The organism is Kribbella sp. NPDC104740, assembly GCF_055583505.1.
In genome coordinates, this window is the sequence record NZ_JBVJNV010000004.1 from 535,590 (window position 1) to 551,392 (window position 15,803).

The window sequence follows — 15,803 nt, forward strand, 5'->3', positions numbered from 1 at the left end:
TGTTTGGATAGTAAAGTGGCTTTATGACTTCCGTCAACGGGGTGGACCGCCCGCTGCACGTCGCGAACCTGCTGGGCTTCGTGATGGCCCGGCTGCGGGACGAGATCGTGGTCGACGTCCGGCCGCCGTTCACGGAACTGCGGGTCTCGCACTACCGCTTGCTCGACATGATCCCGGCCGAGGGCGCGCGGATCACCGACCTGGCCGCGCACGCGGGGATGACCAAGCAGGGGCTCGGTCAGCACGTCGACTACCTGCAGGCCCGCGGGTACGCCGAGTCGGCGCGGCTGGAGACCGATCGGCGGGTGCGGCTGGTTCGGCGTACGGCCAAGGGGGACGAGGCGACGGCGTTCGCCCGGGCCGCGATCGAGCGGGTCGAGGAGGGCTGGGCGGAGCGGTTGGGCGCGGAGCGGTACGCCGATTTCCGCGCGGCCCTGCTGGAGATCGGCGCCGGTCAGCCGGCCCGGTAGGTGGCGATGCTGACCGCGACGTAGTGGCAGATGAACGCGGCCACCGTGCAGGCGTGGAAGATCTCGTGGAACCCGAACCACAGCGGCGACGGGTTCGGCCGCTTGGTGCCGTAGATGACCGCGCCGATCGAGTACAGCCCACCGCCGACCGCCAGCAGCGCGACCACCGAGGCGCCGCCGAACTGGTAGAAGTCCTTCATCCAGAAGATCGCGACCCAGCCGAGCGCCAGGTAGATCGGGGTGTAGAGCCAGCGCGGGGCGCCGACCCAGAAGATCCGGAACAGGATGCCGAGCAGCGCGCCGCCCCACGCCGTACCGAGCAGCAGGAGCCGGTCGCTGCCGTCGAGCAGGACCATGCCGAGCGGGGTGTAGGTGCCGGCGATCAGCAGGAAGATGTTGCTGTGGTCGAGCCGGCGCAGGATCGCCTCGCCGGTCGGGCCCCAGTAGAAGCGGTGGTACAGCGCGGAGATCCCGAACAGCAGCATCGAGCCGAGCGTGTAGACGGCGGCCGCCCAGCGGGCGCTCGCGCTCGGCGCCAGGCAGATCAGCACGATCCCGGCCGCGGTCGCGAACGGGAAGGTGCCGGCGTGCAGCCAGCCGCGCAGCTTCGGCTTCAGCGCACGGGTCAGCCGGTGCTCGTGCGTCTGGTTCGCCGGCGGTTCGGTGGGGGTGGTGTCGCCGGTCACGGTCCTGGCCGTCATGCGCCATCCTCCTCGGAACGCCGTCGGGAATTCGTACCTACGCAACCGTAACCTACGGTTGCGTAGGTTCAATGGTCCGTAGGGATGAAATGTAGGCCACTTCACGGCGCCGGCGGCACTCGGCCGGAGTGTTGTGGAGCACGCGCTGAAGTGTCTGATGCGATCGAGAGTCGATAAGTTCGATGTTCGTCCCGCCCTCTCCCGTGACGTGATTCTGGGCTAGCCTCGTTGGGGCACGCCTGCACCCCCCCGATCCGCAGACGGCCCGGTCGAGGACTCGAGGAGAACACCTGCCCATGCGGACACCCGGCAAGCAGCGCCTTCGCGACGCGGTGTACGGACTGTACGAGCGCCGGCTGGCGCGCTCCCTGTCGCCGGACCGGATGCCACGCCACATCGGCGTGATCATCGACGGCAACCGGCGCTGGGCCCGAGCCTCCGGCGATCCGGTGTCGCGGGGGCACGAGGCCGGTGCGAGCAAGATCTCGGAGTTCCTGGACTGGTGCGACGAAGTCGGCGTCAAGGTGGTCACGGTGTGGATGCTGTCCACCGACAACCTGACCCGCCCGTCCGACGAGCTGGAGCCGCTGCTGCGGATCATCGAGCAGACCGTCGAGGAGATGGCCGCGGTCGGCGGCCGCCGGATCCACCCGGTCGGCGCCCTCGACCTGCTGCCGTCCGCGACCGCCGAGGTGCTGAAGAGCGCGGAGACCGCGACCCAGCACGTCGACGGCCTGCTGGTGAACGTCGCCGTCGGGTACGGCGGCCGCCGCGAGCTCGCCGACGCCGTCCGCTCGCTGCTGCTCGAGGAGGCCGCCAAGGGCATCTCGATCGAGGAGCTGGCCGAGCGCGTCGACGTCGAGCACATCGCCGAGCACCTGTACACGAAGGGCCAGCCCGACCCGGACCTGGTCATCCGCACCTCCGGAGAGCAGCGCCTCGGCGGCTTCCTGCTCTGGCAGAGCGCGCTCTCGGAGTTCTACTTCTGCGAGGCGCTCTGGCCGGACTTCCGGCACGTCGACTTCCTGCGCGCGATCCGCTCGTACGCCCAGCGCGAGCGCCGCTTCGGCACCTAGACAAGAGCTTCTGCCGGAGTGAGCAAGTCGCGGCCGGGATCTCCCTGTCCGCACCGGCTGCACGTCCCCCTGCGACGCAAGTAGTACCCGTACGCCGCGACGCCGAGCGCCGTACCCCAGACGACCCACAGCACCCCCGGCATCACCAGCCCCCACGCGGAGCCGGGGTTGTCGTCGATCAGCCGCAGGTTCATCAGCCCGGCCGGGACGAGCACCACCGCGACGATCGCGGCCGGGACGATCGCCAGCCGCGGCGGCACCCGGCGCCCGGCCCGCCACCAGACCCAGCGCGGGTACACCTCGCCCCAGCGCTGGATCAGCCCGTGCGTCAGCACGCTCCCGCCGACTCCCATCGCGGCCATCGCGAGCCCCATCTCCAGCATCCCCGGCGTGTCGGCCATCATCTGCCGGAACTCGTCGGAGATCCCCAGCGGCCAGCCGAAGTACCAGGCGACCCGGGTGAACTCGTACGGGACGTTGGAGAGCACGGCGATCCACACCGCCCGGCGGCCCCAGCGCAGCGCCGCCTCCGGTGTCGTCCAGGCCACCGGTGGCCCGTGCCGCCGTCCGCAGGAGACGCAGGCCGCCCGGGCTCGGCGGTGGTACGCGACGGTCGTGGCGGCCCACAGGAGCCCGCCCAGGAACATCAGCAGGACGTTGACGCGGTGCCAGTACAGGACGTCCTCGAGCCCGCCCTGCGCGCCGGGGATCCCGGTGAACGCGAACACCAGCAACGCGGGGGACAGGGCAAGGATCGCGAGCGGCGTGTAGTCGGGGACCGCGAGCGCCAGCCCGACCGCGAGCACCGCCCCGAATGCCTGCGGCAACCACCCGCGCGGGCGGCGTACGGTCATCAGCAGCGCGACCACCGCGCCGGTGAACCCGAGCACCGCCATCACCGGCGCCACCACGCCCACCGGAGCGCCTTCCAGCAGGGACGCCGTGGCCCGGTCGTCGTCGACCACGGCGAACGGGTACCCGCTGCCGCCTGTTGCCCAGAACACCCCCAGTACGCCGTACGCGAAGGACCACAGGGCGGTCACGCTCCCGGTCCAGATCGGCCAGTTCTTCCGCATGCTCCAAGCCTGATCGGTACCGTCCGTGAGCGGATCCCTCCTGCGGGCGATCGGCCTCCCCCGCACGGGTGAACTCGGCAACGGCAACGTGTAACAAGCCGTTAACCCCGTGGCCGGGCGTGTCGGGCTGCGGGGTTTCACCGGCCGACCTACTCTCGTTTTGACGGTCGGAGGGGAAGCCGGCTGTCCGGGAGGCCCGATCAGATGAGAATCGTTCGCCAGCCGGTTGCCCCATGAGGGGCAGAACGGAGTGCCCGAGACCTCGCGTCTCGATCATGCTGATCCTCGGCTACGCCACGGCGTACCGGAGGGGGTCTGCACCAGACCTCCGGGCCCGATCCCGGTCCATCACCTAACCACTGGTGGGCCGGGCGTGGTGCACGCTGCGGCCCGAGAGGACGTGCGACATGGCTGCCACCCACGCCAAGGCGTCAAGCACCTCATCCACGCCGGACCAGCGCACCTACGTGCTGGACACCTCGGTCCTGCTCTCCGACCCGCACGCGATGGAGCGGTTCGACGAGCACGAGGTGATCATTCCGGTCGTCGTCGTCACCGAACTGGAGGGCAAACGGCACCACCCCGAGCTCGGCTACTTCGCCCGCACCGCGCTGCGACTGCTGGACGAGTTCAGGATTCTGCACGGACGTCTGGACGCACCCCTGCCAGTGGGGGAGAAGGGTGGAACCCTCAGGGTCGAGCTGAACCACACCGACCCCGAGAGCCTGCCGGCCGGTTTCCGGCTCGGCGACAACGACAGCCGGATCCTCGCGGTGGCCTGCAACTTCAAGGCCGAGGGCCGCGACGTCACGCTGGTCTCCAAGGACCTGCCGATGCGGGTCAAGGCCTCGGCCTGCGGCCTGGTCGCGGAGGAGTACCGCGCGGAGCTCGCCCTGGAGTCCGGCTGGACCGGGATGAGCGAGCTCGAGGTGGAGACCGCCGACGTCGACACGCTGTACGAGGACGGCGTACTGGAGCTGCCGCAGGCCGGTGAGTTCCCGACGCACACCGGTCTGGTGCTGCTCTCGGACCGCGGCAGCGCGCTCGGCCGGGTGATGCCGGACAAGCGGGTCCGGCTGGTCCGCGGCGATCGCGAGGCGTTCGGCATCCGCGGCCGCTCGGCCGAGCAGCGGGTCGCGCTCGACCTCTTGCTCGACCCCGACGTCGGCATCATCTCGCTCGGCGGCCGGGCCGGTACCGGCAAGTCGGCGCTGGCGCTGTGCGCCGGCCTGGAGGCGGTGATGGAACGGCGGCAGCACAAGAAGGTGGTCGTCTTCCGCCCGCTGTTCGCGGTCGGCGGCCAGGAGCTGGGCTACCTGCCCGGCTCGGAGTCGGAGAAGATGCAGCCGTGGGCCCAGGCGGTCTACGACACGCTCGGCGCGCTGACCAGCGCCGACGTGATCGACGAGGTGATGGACCGGGGCATGCTCGAGGTGCTGCCGCTGACCCACATCCGCGGCCGGTCGCTGCACGACGCGTTCGTGATCGTCGACGAGGCCCAGTCGCTGGAGCGCAACGTGCTGCTCACGGTGCTGTCCCGCGTCGGCGCGAACTCGCGGGTGGTGCTCACCCACGACGTCGCGCAGCGCGACAACCTGCGGGTCGGCCGGCACGACGGCGTGGTCGCGGTGGTCGAGAAGCTGAAGGGGCACCCGCTGTTCGCCCACGTCACGCTGACCCGCTCGGAGCGCTCGCCGATCGCCGCGCTCGTGACCGAGATGCTGGAGGACGTACAGCTCTGAGAGGCACTTCTGTAAAGGCAATTTAAAACTTCTGCGGTACCCGGTGCGGCCACACGCCATGTGGCCGCACCGTTGCCTGTGACCTGCTTGTGATCACGGTCTGTTTAGGTCAGAGTATGTTCCTGTTGTGGCCGACGGGGGTCGGGTATCTCGGAAGGACAGATGAAAGCGAAGCGCTCCGTCGCGATCCTCGCGGTCAGTGGGATCGCCGTCGTCTCGGTCGTCGCGAGTATCGATCTCTTCAGCTCCCCCCGGACCAGTGCCGCCTCCGACCCGGTCTCCGGGCGCGCGGAGCTCGCCGTACTGAACAGTGAGAAGGGCCGGGACGCGCTGAAGCCGTCACCGAAGCCGCTCACCGCCGAGCAGCAGGCCGCGGAGGTGACCCGGCTGCGGAACCAGATCGAGGCCGTGGAGACCGCCCGCAAGACGATGCAGGACCAGGCCGCGCTGCGCCGTAAGGCGAAGAACGCCGCGCTGGCCCGGTACGAGGCGCTGCAGAAGACGAACAACGACTCCCGCAAGGAGCGCGCCAGCCGCGACGCCGCCCGCAAGGAGCTCGAGGGCACGCCGCGCGAGATCGCGCTGAACCTGCTCGACAACCACGGCTGGAAGGAGAGCCAGTTCTCCTGCCTGGACAAGCTGTGGACGAAGGAGTCGCGCTGGAAGGTCAACGCGGACAACCCGACGTCGAGCGCGTACGGCATCCCGCAGGCGCTGCCGGGTAAGCGGATGGCCGAGTACGGCTCGGACTGGCGGACCAACCCGGTGACCCAGATCAAGTGGGGCCTGGACTACATCGAGGACGCCTACGGCTCGCCGTGCGAGGCCTGGGCGCACTCCAGGGCGAAGAACTGGTACTGATTACCTCTGTGACTTCGGAGGTGGCCCGCGCGGTCAGTGAGCGCGGCGAGCTGGTGCTGGGGCGGCGTACGGACGGTGCGCTGGAGCTGCGCGTCAACGGTGTGTTCGTGATGGACGACCAGGAGACCTCGAGCGAGGAGCTGCTCGCGTCGGTCGCGCTCTCTCATGGGCCTGAGCGAGTGCTGGTTGGTGGGCTCGGGCTCGGTTACACCGTACGAGCGTTGCTCGCGTCGTCGTCGGTGCGGGAGATCGTCGTGGCGGAGATCGAGCCGGCGCTGGTCGAGTGGATGCGTTGTGGGCTGGTGCCGTCAGTGCTCGACTCGTCGCGGGTGACGGTCGCCGTGGGCGACGTCCGGGACGTGGTCGCCGAGTCGTCTTCGTCTTCGTACGACGCGATCCTGCTCGATGTGGACAACGGGCCGGACTTCCTCGTGTACGACGCGAACGCGGCGATCTACAGCTCCGAGTTCTTGTCGGTCTGCCGCGCGCGGTTGCGGGCCGGCGGTGTGCTGACCGTGTGGTCGTCGTCCGCCTCCGCCGCGTTGGAAGGGGCCATCGGCAACGTCTTCGGTGCGTGCGCCGTCTCGCCCGTCCCGGTGGCGCTGCAGGGACGGGACGAGACGTACTACGTCTACCAGGGCGTTGTTCAGCCCTCGTAGTCGACGGTCAGCCGCGGGCCTTTGTCGTCGTGCTCGAAGACGACCGTGCCGGTGAGTCCGGTCAGGTCGCCGGTGGCGGCGACGATCTTGCCGCGGGAGACGTTCTCCTCGGCGGTCGCGCCGTGCACGATCACGAACGAACCCTCGCGGCCGGCCAGCGTGCCGGTGAACCGCTCGACCGCCGTGTATGCCGCCGGGCCGGCCGGCGTACCGACCATCAGCAGCTCGGCGGAGCTGGTGCCGACCAGCTCGCCGTCGGCGAACGTCTTGGACACCGTCGCGCGGCCGAGCTCGGCGCCGTCGGCGTCGTCGTAGGTGGACTGGTCCCACTTGGTGATCTCGAACGACTGGGTGAACGGCATGGGTCTCCTCCGTGTGGCGTTGTCCACAGACGTTCTACCAGCTCCGGCCGACAGGGCGGATCGACGTACTCTGCTTGGTATGGGAGACAACGTGGAATTCAGGATCGAGCACGACACGATGGGCGAGGTCAAGGTGCCTCGGGACGCGTTGTGGCGGGCGCAGACCCAGCGTGCGGTGGAGAACTTCCCGATCTCCGGCCGGCCGCTGGCGCCGGCGCTCGTGCACGCACTGGCCCAGATCAAGGCCTCGGCGGCGGTGGTGAACGCCGAGCTCGGTGTGGTGGACGCGAAGCTGGCCGAGGGCATCGTCGCGGCCGCCGACCGGGTGACCGCGGGGGAGTTCGACGCCGAGTTCCCGATCGACGTCTTCCAGACCGGCTCCGGTACGTCGACGAACATGAACGTCAACGAGGTGCTCGCGACGCTGGCGACGCGTGCGCTCGAGGCCGACGTGCACCCGAACGACCACGTGAACGCGAGCCAGTCGAGCAACGACACCTTCCCGTCGGCGATCCACGTCGCCGCCACGGCGGGCGTCGTCCAGGACCTGCTGCCTGCGCTGGATCATCTGGCGGAGTCGCTGGGGCGTAAGGGCGTCGAGTTCGCCGAGGTGGTGAAGTCCGGGCGGACGCACCTGATGGACGCGACGCCAGTGACCCTCGGCCAGGAGTTCGACGGGTACGCCGCGCAGATCCGCCGCGGTGCCGACCGGGTTCGCGCGACGCTGCCGCGCGTCACCGAGCTGCCGCTGGGCGGGACCGCGGTGGGGACCGGGATCAACACGCCGCCTGGTTTCGCCGGCAAGGTGATCACCGAGCTCAACCGGCGTACGGGGTTGGAGCTCAGCGAGGCCGCCGACCACTTCGAGGCCCAGGGCGCGCGGGACGCGCTGGTCGAGCTGTCCGGCCAGCTGAAGACGATCGCGGTCAGCCTGACCAAGATCTGCAACGACCTGCGCTGGATGGGCTCCGGCCCCCGCGCCGGCCTCGGCGAGATCGCGCTGCCCGACCTGCAGCCCGGCTCCAGCATCATGCCCGGCAAGGTGAACCCGGTGATCTGTGAGGCGACGCTGATGGTCGCCGCCCAGGTGATCGGCAACGACACCACCATCACCGTGGCCGGTGCCGGCGGCAACTTCGAGCTGAACGTGATGCTCCCGGTGATCGCCCGCAACCTCCTGGAGTCGATCGAGCTCCTGACCAACTCGTCCCGACTGCTGGCCGACCGCTGCGTCGACGGCATCACCGCCAACGTCGACCACGCCCGCGCGCTGGCCGCGTCCTCCCCGTCGATCGTCACTCCGCTGAACCGCTACATCGGCTACGAGAACGCCGCCGCGGTCGCGAAGAGCGCCCTCAAGCAGGGCAAGACGATTCGCGAGGTCGTCATCGAGAACGGCCACGTCGAGAACGGCGACCTGACCGAAGAGCAACTCGACGCCGCCCTCGACCTCCTGTCGATGACCACCCCGGCCAAGCAGTGACAGCAACCTCCGAGACGTCCCCGCCCTCCCCGGCATCGCAGTACTGGACCCCGGGTACGACGATCGAGTGGGTCTACCAGGGCGCCGGGCTGCACCCGGAGCTGCCGAACGTGCGACCGATGACAGTCGTCCAGGACGACGCCAACGGCCTGGTCGCCTGGCTCGCCCCGGGCACACCGTTGATCAAGCCCGTCCTGGCCGACGGCCGCGAACTCCGGCACGCCGGCCCCACCGGCATGTTCACCGAGCCCCGCGTGCTCAAGCTCGACATCTGGCACGGCACCGGCATCCTCAAGGTCGCCCCCACCGGCAAACCCTGGTCCCTGTGGCACTTCTGGCACGAGGACGGCACCTTCCGCGGCTGGTACGTGAACCTCGAGGCCGAACACCACCGCGACCCGGCGGCCCGGCGTACGACCACGATGGACTACGTCCTCGACCTGTGGATCACCCCCGACCGCGTGATCGAGTGGAAAGACGAAGACGAACTGGAAGGCGCCGTCCAAGCCGGCCGCTACACCCCCGCCGAAGCCGACCGCATCACCAGCACGGCCCACGCCGCCGTCGAGGACATCAAGTCCTGGACAGCCCCCTTCTCCGACAACTGGCACGAGTGGACCGCCCCACCCAGCTGGCGCCTCCCGGAGGCACCAACCGGGTACGAGGTCGCCCACATCACCGAGGAACTACTGAGCTCACCCGATCAGCTGTGAAGGCTGCTGGCGGACCTGCTCAAATGGACAAGGATGCGGGCTGGTTGAGTTGTTCACGTTCTTACCCGCAACTGATTCGTTCGACCCCCGCGAAGATGTTTGGTCGGTGTCCTGCGACGTCCGGCCCGTTCGGACGTCCAAGCCCGCCCCAACGGCATCCGAATCACAGAGTTTACGCTGAGTGACCCGAAATGGCAGCCAACACCACAGTAAAGCGACCAACGACGGTCGCGGCGATTCGCACAGCTGACGATCACTGGTCATCAGGTGCCGTGCACTCTAGACTTAGCGAGTTGCCCTGCCGGGTGACGACATGACCGACACGCCGACCGGATTCACCGGTTGCAAACTACACTCAGTGTAATTTCGATGATGAGATCGACAGTGGCGAAGCCGACGGGAGTGGTTGACGATTGTACCCGTCGGAGGTCGACCGGTGGAGGGCGGAGACGATGGGTGCTGATCCTATGCGTGAGGACGACATCGTTGATCAATTGCGGTCTGATGCCCGTCCGTTTCACATTGACGACGCCAAAGCATACCTTGAGGATCGGAAACTGCGGCGAAGCCTGGCGAATGCCGCGCTGGGGAGAAAGGTCCGGGCGCACCGTGCCCGGCAAGCCAGGGGAGAAGAGTCCGCCTAGTCGTCATCGATGTTCGCCGCGGATTCAGGGCTGAGGATTGCCGTGCCGAGGGCGAGCATTTCGATGATGAGCTTCTCCATCTGAGCCGTCTCCCGATAGGGGATCTCGCTGTCGTCCTTGACCTTGGAGGATGCGAGCGTCATCACGCCGCCGACGAAACGTCGCTCAGGGTCCTCGAGGTAGATCGGAACGGAGAGGAAGGACTTCCAGCGCGTTGGATAAGGACGGTTGCTGTCGGTCGTTCGCGACGGTTGCACCTCAGAGAGATCTACGTGTTGAGGTCGTCCCTCGGTGAAACTGCGCACGGATGCCTGCGGCGCCCTGAGCACGAGGTCGGCTTGCCGGAGGAGATCGCGAGCAGTCAGGATGCCGAGTGAGCTTCCCCAGAGCGCCAAAGCACGACGGTTCTTGGGTTTCCAGCGAACCCACAATTCCAACTTGAGGAGTTCGGTGCCTTCAATGTCTTCGGACGGAAGGCCCCATTGTGTACGCAATTGATCGATGAATCTCCGTAATGCGAGGAAGGTGCTGGAGACGTAGCGTACGTTCTTGGAGATCTCATTGAACTCCGTCCACCAGCTCGTCAAGCGCCCGCCGTAACTGACACCCGACGTGGGGTTCGAGTAGGACGTGGGATCGAGGAGGCCGTTGCACACGGTCAGTTCTTCGAAGAACTGTGCTACTTGAGCCTTGAAATCGGCGACGATCAGTTGCACGCCGAGCGGCTTGTACCTCTTGCGAAGTTGGTTCAGCAGCTCGGGGACGTCATCAGGAGGATTGTCCGACAGCTTGGTCGACTTCACCGGCATGAGGGCGAACTTCGCATGACCGTGCTCGCTGGTCAGAGCCAGCGCCTCGATCAACGGTGGATCACTCAGACTGGCGCCCACGATCAGACTGACGCAGCCGTCCGTCGTCCAGAGCGACTGCAGCACCTCGATCGTGTTCGACCGCGTCAACGCGTAATCTCTCTCGTCCAGCACGATCTTCTCGGTCGGTTCGCCCTCGCCGTCGGGCGGGATCCTGCCGTGAAGATAGATCAGCCGGATGTCAGGAGCCGAAGGTTCCGACGAAGGCGTCCTGTCGACGATCTGCCCGTCGAAAACCTCGACCGTCAGACCAGGCAGGGCTTGTGGAGTCTCCATGGACTGTGCCGCGTCTCGGATTCCTTCGATCGCGGCCCGAACCTCTTGCTCGATGTAGGTGTCGTAGTTCGTGGTGACGACCGTGATCTTCTTGCCGGCCAGGGCGCCGAAGATGCAGAACTGAGCGATGTTCCCGACCAACTGACCGCCTTGCCAGGTGTGCCGCTCGTACAGTTGGTGCCGGACGTTGCCGATGACGCGTCCCCGGCGAACATTCTCTTTCGAGTACTTCGAGACGAAGTGCTGGCTCAGGATCGATGCCAGCCGTTGTGGATCGAGATCTGCCAGCAGGATTTCGAGGTGCCGGTTGGAGATGTACGGCCGATTCTTTTCGTCGCGCGCTCGGAGGCTGAGGGACACCAGCTCCTTCCAGCCCAGGCTGGTCCGATCGATGGTGACACCGGCGCCACAGTAGAGAACGATCTCGTCAGCTTTCGCCAGGGTCACCAGACAATCTTTCGTCTCTTTCTGGGAGAAGAAGGGAGTGGTGCTTCTCTCGAAAAGCTGTGAACTGTCAGGCATGGCTGGCTGCCTCTCGCGGACGAAACTGGTCGTCTTGACGGTACAGCGGACAGATATGCCTCAGGCGGACAAGTGTCCGCGATCGAGAGCCCTTCGGTTGGTGCTCCGGATGCCAGGCTGCTCGCGCGCGGGGCTTGGCTCGTATTCCGGCTTCAGATCGGCGGGAGGGAGCATCTGAGTGCCGGCTACTTGTGGGCCACGCAACGACCGTATTGGTTGTCGCGTTCGTCGTCGTGGCAGTTGAAAGTGTAGTTCCCGATGAAGACGTAGTCCGAGTTGGCGGGGTGTGTCCAGGAAGGGGCGCCGAGCGGTCCGCAACCAATGTTCACCCCGAACTGCCGGGTGCCGCGAACCACGGAGCGAAACGTCGCGGTGCTGGGATCAGTCGCCAATCGTTGCGGATCGGCGAATCTGCCCGCTCCGTTGGCCTCCTTGACCCAGATCCCCTGCACCGGGTTGCCGTCCAAGCATCGTACCGTTCCCGACACCTCCAGTGGCTGTCGATTGATGACATACCAGAACAGTACGACGACTCCGGCTACCGTCATGGCGACGATCACCGCCGACGCGATCGACCGGCGTCGATGACGGCGATCGTGGCGAATGCGGCGGGCACGCAACTCCCGCAAGATCGAGATGCTTTCACTGTCGTTCATCTTTGGCCTCTCGCGTGTTGAAGATCCGATGCTGTATGGGTGGAAACTCTCGCATCACTTCGTCATCCAGGAAGAAGGACCAGTGCACGCTGGCGTAGTTGCTGATTTGCTTCATCGCGTCGGATGAATCGCTGGTCTCCAGCTGCTCCAGGGCTCGCATTGCCGACTTCATTTTCGAATGCGCGGTACGTGCCCTCGAGATGCTACCCAATGCGGCTTTGATCTCTTTCTCGCTGGCGGCACCGAGGGCCAAGGCGCGCCAGATTCCGTACCAGTTCTGATCTTTGAAAATCGTGTCCTGAAGAGTTCCGGGACGCCGTTCGGGAAACAATGGCTTGCTGATCGAGTCGACGTGCCACCGGTTATCGAGGGCCGCGTAGATGGCGCCGCGCAGGCTGCCGGTCGTCGATCCGGAGGGTGGGATGATATGCGCACCCTTCGCGCAGAAGCTCCGCACTCCGAGGACGTCGTAGGCATACCGGACCAATAGCTCGCGGTCCTCGTCCAAGCTGGTCCAGACCACCAGGCCTGGTGCTTGCCTTGCGATCTCGGGATCCATGGTGCGACGGCCGACGCGCCGGGCGTCCGAGAGTACGCTCAGACCGCTCACCAAATATTCCGAGTCGTTGGTCAAAGACACCTGGTTCGTGCGGCGCCGCTGCCGAAAGGCGTCTCGCTCCGGCCTGAACGACAAGTCGGCGACCACCACCGCGTAGGCATTGTCTCGAATCAATTGACGCGCTGTCCGAGGGTTTTCAGTCAGCGTGATTTCCAGGTTTTGGTCAGCCGCCATGAGCTGATCCCGGACCATCGGCGGCGACGTGGTGTCGTCATCGACCAGAAGAACCGATATTTTCATCGAAGCTCAACCCTGTTCGTGAAGCGGAACCCATAGTCGGAGGCATGTCGAGTTTCCAGCTGAGTTGATCTTGGTCAAGTCGCCACCGCGGTCTCTGGCTCGCTGGCGGAGCCGATGCAGGCTCGTATCCGGGTTGTCGATCACGGAATCTCCGAATCCAATTCCGTCGTCGCCGACGTCGATGATGACAACCTCGTCGCCCAGTGTCTCGATCTCGATGTTCACGCGCCGGGCCTGGGCGTGCGCGGTCACATTTCCCAGCAGCGCGCCCACCGCCTGGTTCAGGAAGATCCCGAGTTCCGGGGTGACGCGGATCGTTCGCCCGACCTTCGCTTCGACATGATCCAGCAAGCCCATGACGGCGAGGATCTGCTGGCTGACGAGGTAGTTGAGTGAAGTGGAGTCCTCGTCGGACTTCAACCGGTTGCGCTCTGCGATGACCGTCTCGTTCAACACTCGCAGCGTTTGGAGAACCGCGCTGCCGTTTTGCTGGTGAAAGTGATTCATGGCGGTACTGATCGAGCTCGAGACGTTGTCATGCAGCGCGTCGAAAACCTGGGACTGGACCTCAAGCTGGGCTTTGACCTGCTCGGTGGCCGCCTGTTTGCAAATAGTACCGAACATGATCCCACCGACGTAGGCCAGCAGGTACCCGGACGCCCCGTTCAACCAGCCGAGCCAGTTCCAAAGCTCGAGCGTGCCGTTCACGCCAATCATGATGGCGAGGGGTATGAGTGTGATCAGCGCCAGAACGATCACACTCATGGCCGGCCGAATATCGTCGCGCGCCACTCCCAGCCATGGGTAGAAGGCAAGGAACAGAATCGGCGGCGCCGGGTAGCCACAGAGCTGAAAGCAGGCCGAACTGGCGCCGTACTCGCCGATCGGGACCAGCGCGGCGATGATCAGAGGCATGATCAGCGCCGCCCCGATCCACAGCCACATCACCGGACCACCGCGGAAGAACGGTCCCCCGTAACGGAAAGCCAAGAATGCGGCGATCAAGTGAATGCCGGCGACAAGCCACAATATGTCACGACCTACGGGATCGACCTTGTCGAGCAGACTCGTCACGATGATCCAGATCGCTTGAGCGCCGAGGAGGTAACTCTCTGCCTGCCGGATCAGCACTTTCGTGGTCTGGTCACGTCGCCGGTGCCAGTGTCTGAGTGGGCGTAAGTCGATAGCGTCAGGTGTGGTGCTCATGCGCGCCTCCAGCCCACATCGAATTCAGAGGGTAAGCGACAAAGTCATTGCTGAGTAGTCCTCGTGTTTTCTTCAGTAACTCAGTCGACAAGGCCGTGAGGCAATGACAAGTGTCCTGGGCTTGCGACTACGCCGGACGCAAGTGCCGGGTCAAGAAGCGGACCGCGCTTTTGAACTCGAAGCGGGGGACTTCCTTGTGGGCGCCTGCGTTCGCGTGCAGGGACTTGTCGGGTGAGGCGAACGCGTCGAACAGCGCCAGGCTCGACTCGCGCGGGATGTGCTGGTCGTCCCACTGGAGCAGGAACTCCAGCGGGACGGTGATCTGTGCGGCGAGCTTGGCCAGCACATCGTCGTACCAGAAGATGCCGAGGACCGCTGCGGTGATCCTCGGGTCGGCTGCGATCAGCGGGATGCCGATCGCGGTGCCCATGTTGAGGCCGAAGTAGCCGACCGGTACGTCGGTGAGCTCCGGCAGTTCCAGGAGCGCGTCGAGCACGGCCTGCCACTCGGGCAGCGCGCGGTCGGCGAGGTCGAGGTTGTAGCGGACGACGATCGGGCCGACTGGTTCGCCGGTCGCCATCGCGTGCTGCATCGCGGCGATCTCGCGGTCGTCGTCCGTGGTCCGCGGCCGGCCGCCGTGCCCCGGGGCGTCGATGCAGACCACCGAGAACCCTTCGGGGACCAGGCGGTGCGCCCGCCCGACCATCGGCGCGGCCTTGCTGTCCCGGCCGCCGCCGTGCCCGAGCAGGACGAGCGGCGTACGAGCTGTCGTGTCGACCGGGGACCAGAGAACGCCGGTGACCTCGCCGAGCGCGAACGAACGGGTCAGAACGCCGTCGGCCGCGGTGTGTGCGGTGAACTGAAGATTCACAGGTAGTGCCTTTCGGGAGTGCTGATGCTGTCTGGCGCTCCCGGCGAGACCTACGTCAATCGCCCGACCGTGACGAAGCGGGGAGCACCCACGCTGAAGCGTTCACAGGGCTCACCTCCTCGATCCAAACGGTCACCAGCAAGCTAGCACCAGCTCTGTCCACCGCCAACCGATTAATCCGCCGTCCCGCAACCGGTCAATCCCACAGCCAGCCCGCCCGTGCCACGATCTCCCGAGCGGTCTCGTCGAGCGAGCGATCGTTGCTCACGGCAAAGTCTTCCAATGCCGCCCGCCGGGCGCGCTCGTACGACGCCGGCGCGTTCGCGGGATCCCAGCCGAATCCCCGTACCATCCCCGCCGTCCGTTGCTCGACCAGCTCCACTGGCGTCGCGACCCGCGCGACCTGCAGGTCGCACCCCACCAGCGCTTCGCCGTACGCCGTCACCTCCGCGGCGGTCTCGACGACTCCCGACACCACGACGTACTGGGCGCCGAGGTCCCGGTAGTTGGTCCACATCGAGGCGAGGTTCCGCCGCCGCAGCTCCCCGTGTACTGGCGCACCGCCGCCGAACTGCGCCAGCGCGTCGAGATCCACGACGGCGACGGGCAGCGACCGGGCGGTCAACAGACCACCGATCGCCTGCCCGAGCGACGTCTTCCCCGCGCCCTCACCGCCAGTCAGGAGCAGCGCCCGCCCGGCGGTTCCGGTCACCTGCACACCGACTCCGGTCGACCAAACCCGGCTTCGATCGTCTGC

Annotated in this window: 16 protein-coding genes; 7 read left to right on the plus strand and 9 right to left on the minus strand. The window is 66.5% G+C overall.

Going from position 1 to position 15,803, the window contains the following annotated elements; genetic code table 11:
* The first annotated feature begins 23 nt into the window (after positions 1-23).
* A complete protein-coding gene (locus ACZ6Z4_RS23670) occupies positions 24-470 on the plus strand; it encodes a MarR family winged helix-turn-helix transcriptional regulator (RefSeq protein WP_465568383.1) in 447 nt (148 codons plus the stop codon).
* Here the strand turns inward: ACZ6Z4_RS23670 and trhA are convergent.
* The gene (gene trhA, locus ACZ6Z4_RS23675; RefSeq protein ID WP_465568386.1) at positions 455-1,171 is read right to left on the minus strand and encodes a PAQR family membrane homeostasis protein TrhA; all 717 of its coding nucleotides are present in this window, start codon (positions 1,169-1,171) and stop codon (positions 455-457) included. The two genes, ACZ6Z4_RS23670 and trhA, sit on opposite strands and share 16 nt — an antisense overlap.
* Positions 1,172-1,467: 296 nt before the next feature.
* Here trhA and ACZ6Z4_RS23680 point away from each other — a divergent pair, with 296 nt between their 5' ends.
* On the plus strand, positions 1,468-2,247 hold the full coding sequence (locus ACZ6Z4_RS23680) for an isoprenyl transferase (protein ID WP_465568389.1): 780 nt from the start codon (positions 1,468-1,470) through the stop codon (positions 2,245-2,247).
* Here ACZ6Z4_RS23680 and ACZ6Z4_RS23685 read toward each other — a convergent pair.
* Positions 2,244-3,323, minus strand: coding sequence for an NYN domain-containing protein (locus ACZ6Z4_RS23685; protein WP_465568392.1), 1,080 nt, complete (start codon positions 3,321-3,323; stop codon positions 2,244-2,246). The genes ACZ6Z4_RS23680 and ACZ6Z4_RS23685 overlap by 4 nt on opposite strands.
* A gap of 407 nt (positions 3,324-3,730) precedes the next feature.
* On the opposite strand from ACZ6Z4_RS23685, the gene ACZ6Z4_RS23690 reads away from it, so the two are divergent.
* The 3 genes from ACZ6Z4_RS23690 to ACZ6Z4_RS23700 all read left to right on the plus strand — a co-directional run bounded on the left by ACZ6Z4_RS23690 (position 3,731) and on the right by ACZ6Z4_RS23700 (position 6,585).
* Positions 3,731-5,065 carry a PhoH family protein gene (locus tag ACZ6Z4_RS23690; protein ID WP_363665349.1) on the plus strand — a complete coding sequence of 445 codons (1,335 nt, stop codon included), beginning with the start codon at positions 3,731-3,733 and terminating at the stop codon, positions 5,063-5,065.
* A gap of 162 nt (positions 5,066-5,227) precedes the next feature.
* The gene (locus ACZ6Z4_RS23695) at positions 5,228-5,926 is read left to right on the plus strand and encodes an aggregation-promoting factor C-terminal-like domain-containing protein (RefSeq protein ID WP_465568396.1); all 699 of its coding nucleotides are present in this window, start codon (positions 5,228-5,230) and stop codon (positions 5,924-5,926) included.
* A gap of 8 nt (positions 5,927-5,934) precedes the next feature.
* Complete coding sequence (locus ACZ6Z4_RS23700; protein ID WP_465568399.1) at positions 5,935-6,585, plus strand: spermidine synthase; 651 nt, start codon at positions 5,935-5,937, stop codon at positions 6,583-6,585.
* Here ACZ6Z4_RS23700 and ACZ6Z4_RS23705 read toward each other — a convergent pair.
* On the minus strand, positions 6,573-6,947 hold the full coding sequence (locus ACZ6Z4_RS23705) for a DUF3224 domain-containing protein (RefSeq protein WP_363665346.1): 375 nt from the start codon (positions 6,945-6,947) through the stop codon (positions 6,573-6,575). The genes ACZ6Z4_RS23700 and ACZ6Z4_RS23705 overlap by 13 nt on opposite strands.
* 79 nt (positions 6,948-7,026) lie before the next feature.
* Here ACZ6Z4_RS23705 and ACZ6Z4_RS23710 point away from each other — a divergent pair, with 79 nt between their 5' ends.
* Both ACZ6Z4_RS23710 and ACZ6Z4_RS23715 read left to right on the plus strand, forming a co-directional pair.
* Positions 7,027-8,430, plus strand: a complete 1,404-nt coding sequence (locus ACZ6Z4_RS23710) for a class II fumarate hydratase (RefSeq protein WP_465568403.1) — start codon at positions 7,027-7,029, stop codon at positions 8,428-8,430.
* 119 nt (positions 8,431-8,549) lie between these two features.
* Entirely contained in the window at positions 8,550-9,143 is a 594-nt protein-coding gene (locus ACZ6Z4_RS23715) for a DUF402 domain-containing protein (protein ID WP_465568406.1), read from the plus strand.
* A gap of 640 nt (positions 9,144-9,783) precedes the next feature.
* Here the strand turns inward: ACZ6Z4_RS23715 and ACZ6Z4_RS23720 are convergent.
* From ACZ6Z4_RS23720 to ACZ6Z4_RS23745, 6 genes are all read right to left on the minus strand, one after another.
* Positions 9,784-11,454 (minus strand): SIR2 family protein, encoded by a 1,671-nt coding sequence (locus tag ACZ6Z4_RS23720; protein WP_465568409.1) that lies wholly within the window; start codon positions 11,452-11,454, stop codon positions 9,784-9,786.
* Positions 11,455-11,639: 185 nt separating this feature from the next.
* Positions 11,640-12,110, minus strand: coding sequence for a hypothetical protein (locus ACZ6Z4_RS23725; protein WP_465568412.1), 471 nt, complete (start codon positions 12,108-12,110; stop codon positions 11,640-11,642).
* Positions 12,097-12,969: a hypothetical protein gene (locus ACZ6Z4_RS23730; protein WP_465568415.1), complete on the minus strand. Its 873-nt coding sequence runs from the start codon at positions 12,967-12,969 to the stop codon at positions 12,097-12,099. Before ACZ6Z4_RS23730 ends, ACZ6Z4_RS23725 begins: the two co-directional genes overlap by 14 nt.
* A 6-nt stretch (positions 12,970-12,975) precedes the next feature.
* Positions 12,976-14,175, minus strand: a complete 1,200-nt coding sequence (locus tag ACZ6Z4_RS23735) for a sensor histidine kinase (RefSeq protein ID WP_465568417.1) — start codon at positions 14,173-14,175, stop codon at positions 12,976-12,978.
* 127 nt (positions 14,176-14,302) lie between these two features.
* Positions 14,303-15,046 (minus strand): alpha/beta hydrolase, encoded by a 744-nt coding sequence (locus ACZ6Z4_RS23740; RefSeq protein ID WP_465568421.1) that lies wholly within the window; start codon positions 15,044-15,046, stop codon positions 14,303-14,305.
* A 196-nt stretch (positions 15,047-15,242) separates the two neighbouring features.
* On the minus strand, positions 15,243-15,758 hold the full coding sequence (locus tag ACZ6Z4_RS23745; RefSeq protein ID WP_465568424.1) for a P-loop NTPase family protein: 516 nt from the start codon (positions 15,756-15,758) through the stop codon (positions 15,243-15,245).
* Between the last annotated feature and the right edge of the window lie 45 nt (positions 15,759-15,803).